Source organism: Exiguobacterium sp. MH3, from assembly GCF_000496635.1.
Taxonomy (GTDB): domain Bacteria; phylum Bacillota; class Bacilli; order Exiguobacteriales; family Exiguobacteriaceae; genus Exiguobacterium_A; species Exiguobacterium_A indicum.
In genome coordinates this window covers 2,684,566-2,702,267 of sequence record NC_022794.1, presented here as the reverse complement: position 1 = coordinate 2,702,267, position 17,702 = coordinate 2,684,566, and the positions used below count along the sequence as shown (strand labels likewise).

Sequence of the window (17,702 nt, the reverse complement as noted above, 5' to 3'; positions counted from 1 at the left end):
GTCTGATTTCATGCGGTTTTTCTCGATTAATGAAGAGGATTTTTTCTGTATTTAAGAGTGAACGTATCGTAAAAGATGAGAAAACCGTTGGCACGATTCAAAAAAGTGACGTTGAAAGCCGAGGATAACTCTACTTATCCTCGGACGTGTTCGAAAAAAGATTTATTTTTGGAAAAAGAAGGCAAATGTTGAGAATTTCATTATACTTATGAATAAGACGCCACTAAAAAGGAGAAACTACATATGAAAAAATTGATCGTCGGTCTTGCTGCGACCGTATTGTATTCTGCAACGTCGATCCATTCGTCGGCAGAAGTCAAAATTCCGTTCGTCACGTCACTCACTCCTTCATCTGCTTTTCAAGTTGTACCGAATGAGTCGCGTGTCTGGCGCTGGGGAACTTATGAAGCACCGCGACTCTTTGATTTCGAGCAAGCGCGTGATTTGCAGGTGCTATCGACTGAAGAAGGAGCACCGGTACAAGACTTTACAGTTTCGGACGATCAACAACGATTTGTCTTTGTGAAGGATCAAGTGCTTGAGGTACGTGACGCGACAGGAAACGTGCTACACGTCATCGACCAGATCAAGACACCTGCAGGAACGCTCCAGTCGTTCACTCGTGCTCGCTTCTTCCCAGACTCACATCTCCTTGCTGTGAGCGCGAAACAAGAGGGGGTCGAGCAGACAGCCGTCTACGATTTAGATTCAGCAACCGTTCGTTTTGTCCAGGAGACGACAGGAGCAAAAGCGATTCGGACGTCGACTGCTTATTTAGCGATCATCCGTGAGACAAGCGTTGACGTCTACGAGAAAGACGGAACGCTCGCGAAACGTCTCACGCATCCATCCGGCTACGCCGCCTATGAGATGGGACGCGAGGGCACACTCGTACTCGCGAAGGCGAACGACCGCCGTCTATATGTCTATGATGGAGCACATCAATTCAAGGAAAGTACCTCCTCGCAGTTCATCACGGGGATGACCGGAACGTATAAAGATATCGCGGTCGACGAAAGTGGGAAGTTCATCGGTGCCTTGTATACGGGACGGGACGGTTACTTCGCCTTGTTCGAGAAAAACGGTCACCGGATCGAGACATCGCTGGATCGGGATGATTCCGTCAGTTACTCGTCGGTGCTCGGCATGTCGAAAGGAGCCCGCTACCTTATCGCGAATGCCGATGGTGGTGAGCGGACGAACATGTACGATGGTCGCCTGCTCGTCGAGCGACCGGTCGCGCTTTCGATCCCGTCTTCCTTCAAGGAAGTGAAGGTCGGATCACCTGAGCCGCTTCTTCTCAATGTCACGCAAGCAGACGGCAAGAAAAAACAAGTCGCGGCAAAAGTGAAGTGGGTCTCGGATCAACCGACGATCGCGAGCGTCTCGTCCGGAAAACTATACGGGAAAAAAGCGGGAGCCTACACGTTACGAGCATCCTACGGAGGCTACACTGCGACACTCAAAGGAAAAGTCATCCCGTTACCGAAGCTCTCGACTGTCTCCGACAGCAGTTGGTTGAAACGTCAAAAGCAGGCGATGCAAGAGAAGCAAGGGTTTGAAGGATCACCACGCGTCGGAGCTAGTTATGTCTCGTGGACAGGTACGTCCGGTAGCCTCGTTCAAACAGGAGAAAAGGTTCTCAACGGAAAGTGGAAAGGTCGTCATTTTGTAGCCCGTTATCCGCGCTTCGGCAGTCAAATCGATCGGATTGATCTCGTCACGCTCGCACCATCTCTTGAGAAACGGACGCTGACGAAAGCAGAAGTCAGCGCCGTGTTCGGGAAACCAACGTTCAAGGAAACGTATGCGACGTCCTACTTGCAACGCGTCGTCGAAGGCAAAACGATGCGCGCGACGTACGCGATCCGCAGCGTCTACGAATATCGGATCGGACAAGTGACGTGCCAGTTCGCCTTTGACGCGAAAGGAACGGCACGGTTGATTCATGTGAATTAAACAGATGGATGGATTTGGAAAAATGAAGGAGTTGTGTTAGGGTAACGGTAATCCACGACAAAGGAGGAACATCGAATGAAATGGATGAAAGGATGTATGGCACTACTACTAGTGCTTGTATTACTTGTTCCAATGACGGTTGATGCGAAAACGATGTCGAATGCCGCGTACTTGAAGAAACAATTCGCAGCAGCAGAAAAAGGAACCTTGCTTGATGCAAAGGCGAAGCTGTATGATCGTTTCACGATTAAAGGAAAGGACGCCAGCTATGGGGTCGATCAGACCGATTGTTGTGTCTTCGGGAAGTTGAAAGGAACGTATCTGTATTCCGATTTTCGGTTTAGTACGAAGTACCCGGAGCATGTCGGAGTCTTGATGACGTTACCGCAGCTCAACGACCGTAAAATCAAGCTGAGTGAGGTCAAACAGGCGCTCGGGAAACCGAGTCAACACGAAACGCTACAAAAGGATGAAGTCCCAGCAAAGATGAGCTTTCAAATTAAAAAAGAAGAATATCTCCGATTCGAACAAAAGGGTACGTACTATTACAATGTAAGTAAAAAAGCCTTGCTGTGGTTTGACTACGATACCAAAGGCTATGTCCGCGCATTTGGTGTTTCAGCGACGGATCGATGAAGGAGAGTACGTAATATAGAACACGTCACAGTCTACTGGATGCCATCTATCGATGGTGTCTGGTAGCTTTTTTTGTAGTGAACGAGGTGAAAATAGGCTTATTTCTTGAAGGAATAGTTTCTTAAATAATTAATATGGTTAGCTTTATAAAGTGGTGAAAGAATGGTATATTTTTGAATAATCTATCAGTTATATCAACAAGGATGGTGCAAATTTTGAAAAAGAATATGATGAGGTATACGGTGATTGCAATCATCGTACTGTTTGTTGCTGCCATAGCCATTCGTTACATGTATCCGTATAGCGCTCTCAGCATCAACAAAAAAGTTGAAGTGGATTCGGATCAAACAACGAGTCGTTATCACAACAACCTTCAAAAGTTGTCTTCACACGTTCCGACTCTGTCGGAAGATGAAGAATACAATGAAAAAATAAAGGCGCAGGTGGAGAACGTCCTCGCTTCTTCTGCATTAAATGAGAAAGATGTACGTAAAGCGGATGTACTACAATTATTGAATGACATGAACGGTTTAGTGAAAAGCATAGGACATCATGTCAGATATCAACCGGAATACTTTAATGAAAAGCAGCGATCGTATCTGATTGCATTCAAAAATCATCTTCAAGCGAACTCCTATAATACGAATCAAATCATTGAAGACTCCTTTTCAAGCAACGATGAGATCGTCACTTCGATTCATGAGTTGTATAAAGGGATGAATCAAGACATCGAAGCCTTGTTACAGCTGAGTTGAATCGTTTTTACGTCAAAGCAAAGCATCTACGTCCATTTTAATGTTGGATATAGATGCTTTTATTTTTATCGGTGTGAAACTAGAAGATCCTACCTTGTGCTGCAGAATACACGACGAAAGGATATAACTACGTAACTCCGCATCATCGTACAGTTTAGTGTCATATAGTATATAAAACTTAGTATTAATGAACGAGATGTAATGTTGTCACTGCTTGTTCTGATTGTAGAATCAAGTTATTTGTCTGATCATCTAACAAAACAGGAACGTCATTGAACTGAGCCCTACAGTTTGGACAGTTTAATAAAAGCACCCTTAACGTTTTAAGCTGCTATGAGATGGCTTCGCTATTGTACTGGAGTCATCTTTTGTAGTTTCCATTGTCTTCGTTCGCTATTGTAATAATCAATGTAAGCATCGACCATGGCACAGACCTTATCGAGGTCAGATGCTAATTTATAATCGACATAATCTTTCAAATGCCCAAAGAATGATTCCATCGGGGCATTATCCAGGCAGTTTCCTCTACGAGACATGGATTGAAGCATTCCCATCTCACGGATGCGTGTTTGATAAGCAGTATGCTTATGATGGAATCCTCGATCGGAATGTATCATGGCTTCCGGGTGTATATTCCCTTAAAGTCGTTCTGCGAGTTTATTCGCTGTATGAAGGACTAGGTCCATATGGAAGCTTTTAGATACATGATGTGCCATAATTTCACATGTAGCGATATCCTTCACACAAGAAAGATAAATAGTTTGGCCAGATCCAATACGGAGATAAGTGATTTCTGCAACGAATACTTTACCAGGCTCCTGCTGATCGAACCAACGGTTCAAGTGATTTGGTACAGTCTTATATTCATATGTCGCTTTAGCGATTTTACGGTAGGCGTTCTGCCTACGGATTTTCGTCACGATTCCAAACTTCCTCATGATACGCAAAATACGTTTATGATTCATCGGCCCCCCGATAAGATCAAGCATCTCCATGTAAAGACCACGATAGCCGATTTTTCCCTTATGACGATCATGAACATGTTTCAGAAGGAGGTAGTCCGCATAGTCGCGTTCTTCCCGAAGGGAAACACTATCTGTACGTGCGAGCCAGGCGTAATAACCGATGCGGCTCACTTTAGCGAGCATACATAGATCCGTCACGAACCGACTCAACGATTGTTTTCGTAAGACAATATTGATTGCCTGATAGCGTTCAGATGCCGTTAGTTTCGGTACTTCGCCTCTCTTTCGAGAGCTTCTAGCTTTTTTAATAATTCATTCTCCGCTGTGAGGTACTTGAATCGTACTTCAGCTCTCGCAAGTAGTCGTTCGACGGAATCCTCTTTTTTCGGTCGACCTCCAAGATTAGATTTTCCACGTCTTTCATTCAAGAGTCCTTCTTCTCCATAAATGCGATATGTCTTCCGCCACCGTTTCAGCGCTTCGTTCGGCGTTTGCTTACCGATCATGTCCAAGTCAAAGCCGCTTTCCTCAAAAATTTGTATCGGTCGCTTACCAGCTAAATTCTCACGTACAGCGTGAATCTTAAATTCTCCTTTGTACTGAATCGTACGATCTAATACAGAGACTACGTGAAGATTCGCTTCAAGTTGTCTGATTTGATCTGGATTGAAGGTGCGTCTGTTCATGAATAGTTCTCCCGTCTAAATTGAATAGCTACAGTATATCGATATCTTTAAACACAAAAAAACCCGAATGGGGACTTTTATCAAGTGTCCACCATTCAGGGTTCAGTTCAGCCGAATGAAAAAGAGGTTTTGTTAAATTACATATTTAAAAGAAAAAGATAGCAAACTACATAAATAAAACGGTTCGTTCATAATACTAACCCTTATATGATCATCGAAACTCTTCTCCACCGCCCCAAATCTCACGACCACCCGTATGACCTGTCAAAGTATGTGTTTCTTCATCAACTAGCTGTAAAGAACCTGGTACTTCTCCATGATGCCATGTGTATCCATCAGGTGTCTGATTCAGATAAATCTGTTCGATTTGTGAAGCATTGAATTGATTTTCTAATCCGGTATGCAGATCAAGCTGATCCGCTAAGGAAGAATTCGCATATGAGAACTGGACTTGGTCAGAGGATAAATACATTCCTTCATCTAATTGGACTTGATATGCATGGTCGAACTCCGGGAACACACCTGTTATTTGTTCACCATTAGGAAGTTCGAAGGAATTTTGCTGGAACTCAACGCCAGTCACTGGGTGCGTACTATCGAGTAACCCGTCATTTCGTGTCTCGATGTAATGCTCCGGTAAAGTATCATGTGAACTTGCTTCAACGTCCAAGGGATCGATGACATCTACAAGATCCAATACACCTACTGTTAATGTAGCGACCGCAACCGTTTTTCCGAGTCCTTTGGCACCTCGGAGGAGCCTTTCCTTGTCTTCGTCACGAATACCTCCTACGACATCCCGACTACTTTGAACGGTAGAAGAGATTGCTTGAGAAATACCACGTGCGCCTTGTGATCCCGTACGTTTTAATTCGTCTAGTCCTTCTTGAATTTGATCATCGTCTTTTTTGGCTAAACCAGATACTGTATTCCATGTTCCTTCAGCAGCACCACCCAAGAGGGTGCCTGTATTAACAGAGGCGGATTTGACGGTTTTCCCGATATCTTCAATGAATTCGCTACCGATTTGTTTCCCAATCAACTTTACCGGAGTTCCGATGACTGTTCCGGTAATTTGACCAGTTATGCGAAAGGCTTGTTTAATGAATGCCATCTTTTATTTCCTCCTTAGGCGAGAAAGCCTACTTGAACTTCAAGTAGGCTTGATGGATTAGATTTTTAGCATCCCGATCTGACGTGCCTCCATCGTGACGTCTGTGCTGTATTTGCGAACTTTCCGTCGGATTTCTTCGGGAACTGCGCTCTCGTCGACGATACGTGTTTCGCCTTCAATTTCCATCTCATATTCGCTACTCGAGACACGTTTCATACGAAGGCGAGATGCACTCGTCAAGCGGTTATACAGCGATCCTAACCACTCGACGATGCTGTCGTAATTCGCGATGACGACTGCTGCGGTTCCACCCAAAGCGGCCCAAAGTAATAGGGAACTGATGATCATGAGACGACCTCGTCTTCTTTCTCAGAGAGTAGCTCTGTAGGTGTTTCAACATCAAATTGAAACTCATTTTGTGTGAGGAATTCTGCTTGTGCGGCTTCACTAAGCGTGTTCATTGGCATGAAATCTTGACTCTTTTGGTGTAGCCAGTTTTCCGACGCATCTTGGAAGTACAGGTCTGCTACCAATTCGATTCGTTCTTCTTGATTCGCTTTCAGAGTGAAGATACCAGAAACGAATTGATGTCCTGTTTGATTTACTTCTTTCAAGATAAGTTGATCGACTTTTTTTGAATACGATTCAGCTAGTTCATCGATTGTTTGTTTGGTTTGAGTAGTAGTTTTGCGTTTAGGCGAAGAGGATGTTCCTTTTAGCTGACGAAATAAAGCGCCAGCCACTCCGCCACATAAAAGAACTAAAATACCAATCATTGTTTTTGTCATGATGTCACCTCTCTTTCAGTAGGGGCATTCAATTCATATTTGACTATACCGATTTCTACTAATTCTTTTCTATCTTTACTAATGAGAGAAGAGAGGGAGTAGGAAACGTTGTGCTCTTTTTTGATCCACTCCTGTAGAGGATTTCTGAAGTACGCTTCCATCTGGAGGGAAAAAGTCCGTTCTTGCTGATTGACGTTTATGACCAGCTGTCCACCTACATAAGTCAGTTTTTCCGCATGCATTGCTTTTAATAACAGATCGTCATAAAACGCGGAATGGGAGGCGAGGATATCATCTAATTCCAACTTCATATTGGACGCAATAACCTTATCCATCAATTCCTTCAATTCTTCAATCATGGGTTTTACTTTTTCGTAGGTTGCATATAGCTCTTTTAAATTCTTTATACTGATCAAATTTTCTTTTTTCTCTAAATCGACTTTTTTTAAACTCATGTTCGAACGCTCCTATTCTGAATAGTGATTGTTACAAAGTAAGTTGAAGCTCACGTTCTACGTTTTCAGTAATATCTACTTCTTGACGAGAAGCATTCATTTTCGCAAGGATATCAGCAGGTACTTCTGACGGGTCGACACGCTTCGTCGTTGTCGTTTCGTGCCATTGATTCTGTTTATCACGCTGGTACGTACGCGCAACTTCAGTGAAATATCCATCCATTTTCTTCATGAATACTTTTACACCAACGACGATGGCATCTAATGCTGCTTTTGCCATTTTAATAGCAGTGGCTAGGAATTGTTTGACGTCATCCCAATAGGTGATGATAGCACCAACTGCTACTGTTGCAGCGGCTGCGACGATTAGAGACGTTAAGATCATAATTTCGTTACACTCCTTTTAAGTTCATTAGTCATTTAATTGCGCATATGCATATTCTTCGGACACCGGTTTCGTTGTTGTCGTGCCTTGATTCGCTTGTTTACTCAAAACGATATTGTGTAATGCTTCTGCAAAGTAAGCGTGTTTGACATATTCATCGTTCGTACGTGCTGCTTTGAATGCTGCGCGCAAGATCGCATTTGAAATGTCACTTCCTGAGACTAAATCAAACGAAACTGCAAGATCATGAATATCAAGGTCTGATGTCGGCATTTGTTTTGGAATCAGTGTCTTGTACAGACGAACGCGACATTCGTAATCGGGAAGTTCAAACTTTATGTGAGCAAGGATTCGACGCATGAAGGCTTCATCGAAGTTTTCGATATAGTTGGTCGCGAACAAGATGACATCATCAAAATCATTTAATAGTGTGAGCAGAACGGAACGCGTTTGGTTAACGCTTGTATCTGTCGCGCTACTCATGTTCGTGACGCGTTTACTAAGCATGGCATCCGCTTCATCAAAAAAGATGATACTGTTCGTTTCTTTCGCGGCATTGAAGACAGCAGTTAAGTTTTTCGGTGTGTCGCCTACGTATTTAGATTCGATATCAGCATAGTTGACGACAATCAATTGGCGATTTAAATAATCAGCAACTGCGTGAGCAACCATTGTTTTTCCTGTTCCCGGAGGACCATAGAGATTGATGCCTACCTTTTTTGAATGCTTATGAGTGGTAGCGAGTCCCCATTCTTCAAACACTAGATCACTTTTATCCTTGATTGCTAATGTGTCATAGACTTCGGTCAAAGTCTTGTCATTTAAGATGACTTGATCAAAGGTGAACTTCGGTGTTTGTGGAACGAAGGGATGTTGATTCTTTTCTTCTTGTTGAAAGACTTTTTCATTACCTACACTTGATGTTGTGGATGCTGATTCACTCGGCACTTTTCTCCCGCCAATACCCATGCTTTTTTACGTCCCTTCTGAATTATGAACATTATTGTTCACATTTTAATAACTTTGTTCATCATAAAGATATTTTACTTATTTTTCTATAAAAATCTCAAACATTAACCAAAATTAAAAAAATAATTACAAAAAATGTTTATTTTTTGATGATTTCAGTTTTTTTACATTTGTAAGCTTGAATTTTTTTAGCACGAAATAGAATATGCGTTCTATTTTGAATGATTTTGAAAGCGATCCCATGATACGCTAGGGAACAGAAAAACCTGTTCAGAAAGAAGGAATTCCTATGCATATTCTTGTCATCGATGATGAGGCGAGCATCCGGCATCTCGTCAAACTGCAACTTGAGCTCGACGGTCAGACAGTCGAGACGGCAGCGGACGGGGCAACGGCACTCGCATTGCAAGAGACGCAGACGTTTGATTTGATCGTCCTCGATTTGATGCTCCCGGATACGACCGGCTTCGATTTGATTCCCAAGCTGCGGAAGACGACACCTGATTTACCGATCTTGATGCTGACAGCACGTGATCAAATGAATGATAAGATTATCGGTCTGCAGCTCGGAGCGGATGATTATATGACGAAACCGTTTAATGGAACAGAGCTCGTCTTACGTGTGAAAAATCTGTTGAAACGTGTAAAGACGGTCGCACCACCCATGCCTGTCGTGACGGATCCTTTCTTATCGGTTGATCCGGAAGAACGCGTCATTCGTCTCGATGGTCAACCGTTGCCGCTGACGTACCGAGAGTATGCGTTGCTCGCACTCTTCCTGACCCATCCGAAACGGGTCTTCGAGCGTGACGAACTGCTCGAACAGGTCTGGGGCTTTGACTTCTCCGGTCAGACCCGTGCCGTCGATATTATGGTCCAGCGTTTACGGAAGAAACTCGGAGCGCAAGGGGAGCGGATCAAGACGATTTACGGTGTCGGCTACAAATGGGTCGACGCATGAAGCTACGTCAAGTCATCACGGAAAACTTCGTTTTGCTCCTCGTTCCGGCACTGCTCGTTCTCTTCTTGATTCTTTATGCCTTTATTCAATCGAACCTCTATGAGAACGCCGTCGAGTCTGTCCAAAAACTGAGTCGGGAAGCAGAACTCTATACGACGAACTATCTCGCGAGCGAAGAGACGGACTCGCTCGCCGATACGGCTGTCCCAATCGCTTCCTACTTAGCAGACCGGTTTGACGCGCGCGTCCAACTGTTCGGACCGAATGCGGAACTACTCGCCGATTCGGAGCGCGATCAATTACCGCTTCTCGCAGGGGACATTGATCAAGCCTTAAAAGGAAAATCGAGTTATCTGTTCCTCAAAGAGACCGATGTTCCTGTGCTATTCTTCTCGAGCCCGCTGTATGGTGAGACAGACGTCATCGGTTCAGTCCGCTTTCTCGTCGATCTCCGGACGGAAGCGGAACTGCTTCGACAATTTACCTATGTCTTCACCGGTGTGTTTCTGATGTTGATTGTGATTGCCGTTTGGACAGCGCGGCGGATGGCGAAGACGTTAATTGGACCAATCGACGATTTACGTAGCGTCTCGCATGCCTTGACGAAGGGGCATTATGCAAACGCACTTCCAGCCTATCCATACGAAGAACTGAATCGACTGGCAGCGGACTTTTCGACGCTTGCTGACGCAATACAGCACAACATCGGGCAACTGGAGCAACAACGAAACGACCAACAGACGTTCATTGATCACATTACCCATGAACTCCGGACGCCGATGACGGCGATCATGGGCTATGTCGAGTTGATCCCGAAACTACCGCCGGACGAAGCGGCACACTGTTATCACTACATCGAAGTCGAGAGCCAGCGCTTATTGCGACTCGTCTCACACAATCTTGAACAGGCGAAACAACAACGCAACGAACGCCACGCGACGTCGACGATGTTCGCACTCGATGCCTTGCTCGCAGACGCCTTATTCATCATGCAACTGCGACTTGACGGACAAGGGATTCAAGTCGAACAAGATGTTCCTTCAATTTACGTGCTCGGACAACCGGATCAGACGAAACAAGTCTTGTTAAATCTTCTCGAGAATGCCGTCAAATACAGTGACGCGATGACGGTGACGTTCGCAGTAGTCAGTACGGACACGAGCTTACAACTTCTCATGACAGATGACGGAATTGGTATGGATCCAGCCGTCCTTACCGAATGGGAGGACGAGCAACATAGTCTGACGACGGCGAGCGGGAATGGACTTGGTCTACCGCTTTGTCGGCGTTTGATGCAGGAACAAGGCGGTGATTTTGCACTGGAAAGTGATGCGAGTGGCACACGTATCACACTCACCTTCCGATTAGCCGACCAAACATGATGTAATCGCTTACAAATGATACATTTACGAAACATTTCGACCGGATTTACGAAACAATTGCCCCGTAATCTAAGAATCAAGCAAGGAGAGGAATCATGAAAGTATCGACCATCGCCTATCTCTTCCTGATGGGGGTCTTGTTTGCCCTCGGTCTTCTTTTGCTTCAGCAGACAGTCTTCGGACGCTTACATGTCCTCGATGGACCAAAACGACTGAATGCTTCCGATGACTCGCTGCCGACGGAGTTGACGTTACGTCACCGGGCATGGGGGGAGCAGACGGTAGAAGACGGAACGGAAGTCCAGCGCATCACGACGCTATTGAAGCAAATGAAGACGGTGACAAACGGGACCTGTCCAGCAGATACTGCGACATTTAACGGGACGCTTCGTTTCTTAAACGGAACGACGTGGACGTTCTCGCTCGGGGAAAGCATGACACTGAATGGAAAATGTGTCGCGCAACGTCCCAGCACCCAGACGACGACATTAAAAGCACGGTTCTTAAACGCCTACCACGAACCGGAACAGCTCGCACGTCAGTTCGCTGAGGCGGAAGTGGTGACATGGTATGCAGCGGGACGCTCGCGTACTCTAACCGCACGCGAGAACCGCACGCGAGCGTGAAGACGTCAAGCGTCGCCTGGCGCAAGCAGAGCCGATGACGGACTACGAAGAAGTCGGTCAGGCACTTGATGCGAGTCAGCGGCAGCCGCGCATTCTCAAGCTTCAGCGGTTCAAGCATGAGCAGAACACGCGTGCCAATCTGCTGAATATCACCGTGTACGAGACATTGTTCAGCGTTCAGTACATGGATGATGACAATGGAAACACCTTCTATTTAAAAGGACAACTCCTGCCGACCGGGAAGGAGGCAGATCGATGAGAAAAGGAATGCTCTTCTTGCTGAGTATCATTTGTCTCATGAGCATTTGGATCGTCCGCAATAATGAACAGACGAAGCAAGGGACCGCAGCGCGGGAAACCGTCCCGCATTTGACGGCGTATGTCTCCGCGAAAGAGGATATCGGTCGCGCCTTGCTGTCGTCATATTGTGAGCAGGCGGGTTGTACGTATGAGTTCGTGCGTCTCTCGACAGAAGAACTCGTCCGGCGTGTGACGAAGGAAGCGGATCATCCACGCGCTGACGTCATCATCGGCGGAACGTGGGATGCCCACCAGACGCTCAAACAACGCGGCTTGTCGACACCGTTCCCAAGCGACATGGATCAAGCAGAACTGCAGGATCCGGATCGCTACTGGATCGGCTATGAAGTCGAACGCCTCGCGATCGTCATCAATACAGACGTCTGGAACGAGCGGTTCGGGGCATCAGCTTATCCGAAAACGCTCGCTGACTTGACGGCGAAGCGGTATCAGAACGAGTTGATTTTGCCGGATCCGAACCATTCTGGTACCGGTGCGACGATCCTGCAAGCGGTCTTTGACGGATACGGAACGAAGGCAGAAGATGTCTTACGCCAGCTAATCGAGCGAACACGACTATTCACGGCGAACGGCTTTGCACCGACGTCGTATGTCGCCAGTGGGGAAGCGATGCTTGGGGTCAATTTCATCGGGGATCAACAATCGCTGCGTGAAAAGTATTATCCGGTCAAAAGCATTCCACTCGATACGTACTCGATCAACGCGATTTCAAAGCTGAAAGGACGGACGCAACAAAAGCAGGCGAACGCCTTCATGCGTTTCGTGCTCTCAGCAGACGGTCAGGCCATCTTGCGGAAAGTCTCGTTTGGTACGCCGACCTATGCGATCGCGAAGACACAACCGATCCAGCAAAACGTCGGACAGGATATCGTCGCCGACTATCGGGATTATCTCCGTCGATTCAATCAGCTCCAGGACAAATGATGCGAAGACTCTGATTCAGATAGGGGAAATGGAAGATGGGCTTCTTCAGCATCAAAAAATTGCCGAATGCCGGCATACCAATCGAAGTACAACGGAAACAATGGTTACAACAATTCTTAAAGGCATTTTTAGTCGTCTTCTTCTCATACATGGCGATGTATCTCATCCGGAACAACTTCAAGGCAGCGCAACCGCTCTTGAAAGAGGAACTCGGCTTTACGACGACGGAACTCGGATATATCGGCTTCGCCTTCTCGATTACATACGGAATCGGGAAAACGTTACTCGGTTATTTCGTTGACGGGAAAAACACGAAACGTGTCATCTCGTTCTTATTGATCTTATCTTCTCTAATTGTCACCGCGATGGGACTGTTGATGAGTGCCGGTGGAAGTCCAGTCGGTCTCTTGATGGTTTTATGGGGACTCAGTGGGTTCTTCCAATCGGTTGGGGGACCGTCGTCGTACTCGACGATTGCTCGCTGGACACCGTTTGAAAAACGCGGACGCTACCTCGGCTTCTGGAACGTTTCGCACAACATCGGTGGAGCGATTGCCGGGGGTCTCGCCCTTTGGGGAGCGAACGTCTTCTTTAACGGCAGTGTCGTCGGGATGTTCATCTTCCCAGCTGCGATCGCGCTCGTCATCGGGATCGTCGGTCTGTTCATCGGGAAGGATGATCCGGAGGAACTCGGATGGAATCGGAGTGAAGAAATCTTCGAGGAACCGATCGAACCGGAAAATATTGCTGCAGAAAGCATGACAAAATGGCAAATCTTCAAGACATACGTTATCTCGAACCCCTGGATTTGGACGCTCTGTATCGCGAACGTCTTCGTCTATATCGTCCGGATCGGGATTGATAACTGGGCACCACTCTATGTCACGGAACACTTGCACTTCAGCACGGAGAGTGCCGTCAATACGATCTTCTTCTTTGAGATCGGCGCCTTATGCGGCAGTATGATTTGGGGTTACGTGTCCGATTTACTCAAAGGACGCCGGGCGCTCGTTGCCGCGATCTGTCTTTTGCTGACGGCTGTCGCGGTCCTCGGTTATCGTTACGGTACGAGTGAACTCATGATTTATGCGTCATTGTTCGCACTCGGTGCGCTCATCTACGGCCCGCAGCTCTTGATCGGTGTCTCGGTCATCAGCTTTGCACCAAAACAAGCGACGACAGTCACGAACGGGATGGTCGGAACGTTCGGTTACTTGTTCGGTGATTCGATCGCAAAAGTCGGTCTCGCAAAAATCGCTGATCCGGAAACGAATGGTCTAACGATCGGTTCCGTTACATTGCACGGTTGGAGTGACACGTTTGTCATCTTTAATGCTGCGTTACTGTTCGGTTTGATCGCCCTCGCCATTGTCGCCGTCGTCGAGGAGAAAAAGATTCGCCGCCTCGGACTGCTGGAACGCCAAGCGGACAAACTAAGTTCATGAATATGGACAGCCTCTTGATTAAAAAGGGGCTGTTTTTCGTTGCTCATATTTAAGGTCCAAAAACTTCGGATGACGTTCTTATATAAAAAATATCTTTTGTGCATGTTTTGTCGCAGACAGGGAAGCACTAATACTATCGAAGTTGATCGTTGTGCCTGTTTGAAGAGAGGAGTTTTTGTATGTCTGAATTATCCGGTTTTCCGTCATCGTACTGGAAAGCATCATCTGTTGGTGTATCGTATCCACCCCTTGAGACAGACACAAAACATGATGTCGTCATCGTTGGAGCTGGCATTGCCGGTTTAGTCACCGCTTTGCAACTCGCAGAACGAGGGTATGACGTGGGTGTTATTGAAGCAGAAGAGGTGGCAGCTGGTACGACTGGATATACGACGGCAAAGGTGTCGTCTCAACATGGTCTCATCTATGATCAATTGATCAAAAGTGTAGGAGAGGACAAAGCACGACTTTATTATCAAGCAAATGAAGAAGCCATTACGTTTCTTCGTCATCAAGTCGAACGCCTTGATCTAGCGTGTGAGCTTGAGACCCAAGACGCGTATCTGTATGTCTCTTCTTCAAAAGAGAATGCGATGGATCGTGAAATCAAAGCGTATGCTCGTCTTGAGATAAACGGTGGCGATGCGACAGATGAAGTACAGAAAAAGTTGCCGTACACCGTGAAGCGGGCGGTCGTTCTGCGCGATCAAGCACAGTTTCATCCCGTCAAGTACTTACAGGGCTTAGCAGAACATTTCGTCCGACAAGGTGGGACGCTGTATGAAAAGTCACGGGCGACGACGATTGAAAGTAATCGAACACCGACGATCGTCCTTGAGAATGGACATCGTATTGAAGCTAAGAAGGTCGTGATCGCAACCCATTTTCCGTTTCATGATTTCAAAGGATTATATTTTTCGAAGCTTGAAGTTCATCGATCGTACATCGTTTCAGGATTCGTCGACGATTCGTTTCCTGACGGTATGTTCATGAGTGCCGATCAACCAAGTCGTTCTTTACGACACACACGTACTTCGGACGGTCGTCGATTAGGACTGTTTGGTGGAGAAAATCATTTATCGGGTCACGAAACGGAAACGATGGCACGTTATCAGCACTTAGCAGATTTTGCGACGAACGCCTTTCAAGTGGAAACGTTCGACCGATTTTGGTCGGCGCAGGACTTAATTACACTGGATTACATCCCGTATGTCGGTCAAATGACAGCAGATGACCCGAACGTCTTTGTCGCAACCGGATTTGCAAAATGGGGCATGACGAATGGTATTGCGGCAGGACTGTTACTCAGTGATCTTTTAACTGGGACACCGAATCGGTTTCGACATCTGTTTGATCCGACGCGATCAAAACTTAAAGCAGTCGACGCGACCCAATTCATCAAGAATAACGCGGATGTCGCGATCGAACTCGTAAAAGGGAAAGTATCAAAAGCACATCGTGACGCAAAAGATCTTCAGCCTGACGAAGGAGGACTTGTGCGGCATCATGGAAAGACAGTCGGGGGATATCGTGATCCTGCCGGAAGGCTTCATCTCGTTTCAACGACGTGTACCCATATGGGATGTGATACGAAGTGGAATGCAGCCGAACGCTCATGGGACTGTCCGTGCCATGGTTCGCGCTTTGCACACGACGGGGCAGTGATGGAAGGACCTGCTGTTAAACCGTTAAAAAAGAGGGAAGAGTAAACAATATGCTCGTTGAAGTTTCTGAGAGAGGCAGATCGGAAATAATAAAAGATGCTGAAATATGAAAAAGAAAACAGGCGACTGTCTGTCTTAACAGAGAATAGTTCGGAGAACGGGAAAAAGGAAGTGTGAATCATGCTGTATACGATGACTTCGACATTACCGGCACAACATGGGGGACGCACGAAGTCGCTCCTCAGTCGAATCGCAATGATCGAAAAACACCTTGGCTATGCGACAACGATCCTTACAACCAACTATGATGCAGCATATGATCGTATCGTACAAATCTTTAGAGAAAAGAACATTTTAAGCGAGACGACGCAAATCGAGAATATCTACGAATGGCTCTCCGGAAATCGATTATATAAAGCTACGACACCGCTTGTGACTTCCCGGGAAATCGAAGGATTACGAGCTGTGCAGGTAGACACAGACACAGTCCGGTACTATGACGGGAACACATATGTCTTATACCGGAAGTACCATGAAGCGAGTGATCAGCTGTCATTTGAAGATTTCATGAGTCCTGCATCGAAGAAAAAAGTCGAACGTTGGCAATATAACGATAACGGTCGATTGCATCGCAAGATTCGATACTCACTAAAAACGCATAAAAAAATTCATGAACAGTTCTATGATCAAGAAGGTCATATCTACTGCGAAAAACATTATGAGGAACAAAAACGGAATAAATTGATTTCGATTCAAACCTACCAACTTGGACGTCCTGTCCATACCTTTCAGACTGAAAAGGATTTATTTCTCTACTACTTCAATCATCGTTTGACGGATGGAGATATCGTCTTCAACGATGCGCGACTTCTCGACTGGTCATTGCTCAACTGTCAGGTACGGACAAAAAATATTCTCGTGTTCCATAATTCTCATTTGGAATTAGATCAGCAACGAATCAAAAAATCTTACCAAACCGCTCTCGAAGGATCGGATCGTGTGGCAAAATATCTCGTCTTGACGACACATCAAAAAGACGAGATTCAAGCGCGTTTTCCGATACCGGATGATCAGTTCGCAGTCATTCCGCACTCGATCAAACCGGTCGAGATCGACCGGACGCATGTAGAGGATCAATTCTGTTTTATCGGACGCTTTGGAAAACAAAAGCAACTCGAGCACTTGCTCCGCAGTTATGCAATCTTCAAACGATCGGGACATCCGACGAAGCTTGCGCTGTATGGCGCGGATGAGGATGGACAACTAGCATTGATGAAGCAGATGATGTATTTACTGAATATCGAGGAAGATGTTCTCATTCACGACTTCACATCGACACCGGACCAAGTCTTCGCGGCGTCCCGTGCGTCGTTATTGACGAGTCGCTTTGAAGGATTCGGACTAACCGTCATGGAAAGCATTAATGTCGGCTGTCCTGTCATTGCCTACGACGTTCGGTACGGACCGCGTGAAATCATCGAAGATGGTCAAAATGGTTACCTCGTCCCTGAAGGAGACGTCACGGGATTCGCAGAAAAGATGGTCGAAATCGTCGAACGACCACTCCCACATGTGCGGACGAAACCTGGTTTATATGAAACACAAGGCATCGAAAATTACCGCAACCTGATGAACTGGCTGCACACTGAATGATCGAAGGAGCGAAT

Annotated in this window: 17 protein-coding genes and 1 pseudogene; 11 read left to right on the top strand and 7 right to left on the bottom strand. The window is 46.2% G+C overall.

Going from position 1 to position 17,702, the window contains the following annotated elements; genetic code table 11:
* Positions 1-243 precede the first annotated feature (243 nt).
* The 3 genes from U719_RS14070 (at position 244) to U719_RS14060 (ending at position 3,350) form a co-directional block, all read left to right on the top strand.
* On the top strand, positions 244-1,959 hold the full coding sequence (locus U719_RS14070) for a hypothetical protein (RefSeq protein WP_023469450.1): 1,716 nt from the start codon (positions 244-246) through the stop codon (positions 1,957-1,959).
* Positions 1,960-2,034: 75 nt separating this feature from the next.
* Positions 2,035-2,595: a hypothetical protein gene (locus U719_RS14065; protein WP_023469449.1), complete on the top strand. Its 561-nt coding sequence runs from the start codon at positions 2,035-2,037 to the stop codon at positions 2,593-2,595.
* A 227-nt stretch (positions 2,596-2,822) separates the two neighbouring features.
* The gene (locus tag U719_RS14060; RefSeq protein ID WP_158408706.1) at positions 2,823-3,350 is read left to right on the top strand and encodes a hypothetical protein; all 528 of its coding nucleotides are present in this window, start codon (positions 2,823-2,825) and stop codon (positions 3,348-3,350) included.
* Between the two features lie 347 nt (positions 3,351-3,697).
* On the opposite strand, the pseudogene U719_RS16685 reads toward U719_RS14060, so the two are convergent.
* The 7 genes and pseudogenes from U719_RS16685 to U719_RS14020 form a co-directional block, all read right to left on the bottom strand.
* Positions 3,698-5,001, bottom strand: a pseudogene (locus U719_RS16685) (IS3 family transposase).
* Between the two features lie 211 nt (positions 5,002-5,212).
* Positions 5,213-6,115 carry an HNH endonuclease gene (locus U719_RS16540; protein ID WP_023469447.1) on the bottom strand — a complete coding sequence of 301 codons (903 nt, stop codon included), beginning with the start codon at positions 6,113-6,115 and terminating at the stop codon, positions 5,213-5,215.
* Between the two features lie 57 nt (positions 6,116-6,172).
* On the bottom strand, positions 6,173-6,463 hold the full coding sequence (locus U719_RS14040) for a hypothetical protein (protein ID WP_023469446.1): 291 nt from the start codon (positions 6,461-6,463) through the stop codon (positions 6,173-6,175).
* Complete coding sequence (locus tag U719_RS14035; RefSeq protein ID WP_023469445.1) at positions 6,460-6,903, bottom strand: hypothetical protein; 444 nt, start codon at positions 6,901-6,903, stop codon at positions 6,460-6,462. The genes U719_RS14040 and U719_RS14035 overlap by 4 nt, the downstream gene beginning before the upstream one ends.
* Positions 6,900-7,358: a hypothetical protein gene (locus U719_RS14030; RefSeq protein ID WP_023469444.1), complete on the bottom strand. Its 459-nt coding sequence runs from the start codon at positions 7,356-7,358 to the stop codon at positions 6,900-6,902. Before U719_RS14030 ends, U719_RS14035 begins: the two co-directional genes overlap by 4 nt.
* A gap of 31 nt (positions 7,359-7,389) precedes the next feature.
* Positions 7,390-7,743 (bottom strand): hypothetical protein, encoded by a 354-nt coding sequence (locus U719_RS14025; RefSeq protein WP_023469443.1) that lies wholly within the window; start codon positions 7,741-7,743, stop codon positions 7,390-7,392.
* A gap of 27 nt (positions 7,744-7,770) precedes the next feature.
* Positions 7,771-8,691, bottom strand: coding sequence for an ATP-binding protein (locus U719_RS14020; RefSeq protein ID WP_235147603.1), 921 nt, complete (start codon positions 8,689-8,691; stop codon positions 7,771-7,773).
* A gap of 310 nt (positions 8,692-9,001) precedes the next feature.
* Between U719_RS14020 and U719_RS14015 the strand changes: the two genes are divergently transcribed.
* From U719_RS14015 to U719_RS13980, 8 genes are all read left to right on the top strand, one after another.
* Positions 9,002-9,673: a response regulator transcription factor gene (locus U719_RS14015; RefSeq protein WP_023469441.1), complete on the top strand. Its 672-nt coding sequence runs from the start codon at positions 9,002-9,004 to the stop codon at positions 9,671-9,673.
* A complete protein-coding gene (locus U719_RS14010) occupies positions 9,658-11,055 on the top strand; it encodes a HAMP domain-containing sensor histidine kinase (RefSeq protein ID WP_023469440.1) in 1,398 nt (465 codons plus the stop codon). The genes U719_RS14015 and U719_RS14010 overlap by 16 nt, the downstream gene beginning before the upstream one ends.
* A 95-nt stretch (positions 11,056-11,150) precedes the next feature.
* Positions 11,151-11,681: a DUF3919 family protein gene (locus U719_RS17090; protein ID WP_023469439.1), complete on the top strand. Its 531-nt coding sequence runs from the start codon at positions 11,151-11,153 to the stop codon at positions 11,679-11,681.
* Between the two features lie 34 nt (positions 11,682-11,715).
* Positions 11,716-11,940, top strand: coding sequence for a DUF3919 family protein (locus tag U719_RS17085; RefSeq protein ID WP_023469438.1), 225 nt, complete (start codon positions 11,716-11,718; stop codon positions 11,938-11,940).
* Positions 11,937-12,926, top strand: a complete 990-nt coding sequence (locus U719_RS13995) for an ABC transporter substrate-binding protein (protein ID WP_023469437.1) — start codon at positions 11,937-11,939, stop codon at positions 12,924-12,926. Before U719_RS17085 ends, U719_RS13995 begins: the two co-directional genes overlap by 4 nt.
* A 35-nt stretch (positions 12,927-12,961) precedes the next feature.
* Positions 12,962-14,371 carry a hexose-6-phosphate:phosphate antiporter gene (gene uhpT, locus U719_RS13990; RefSeq protein WP_023469436.1) on the top strand — a complete coding sequence of 470 codons (1,410 nt, stop codon included), beginning with the start codon at positions 12,962-12,964 and terminating at the stop codon, positions 14,369-14,371.
* Between the two features lie 179 nt (positions 14,372-14,550).
* Positions 14,551-16,080, top strand: a complete 1,530-nt coding sequence (locus tag U719_RS13985) for an FAD-dependent oxidoreductase (protein ID WP_023469435.1) — start codon at positions 14,551-14,553, stop codon at positions 16,078-16,080.
* Between the two features lie 135 nt (positions 16,081-16,215).
* Positions 16,216-17,688: a glycosyltransferase gene (locus U719_RS13980; protein WP_023469434.1), complete on the top strand. Its 1,473-nt coding sequence runs from the start codon at positions 16,216-16,218 to the stop codon at positions 17,686-17,688.
* Positions 17,689-17,702 lie beyond the last annotated feature (14 nt).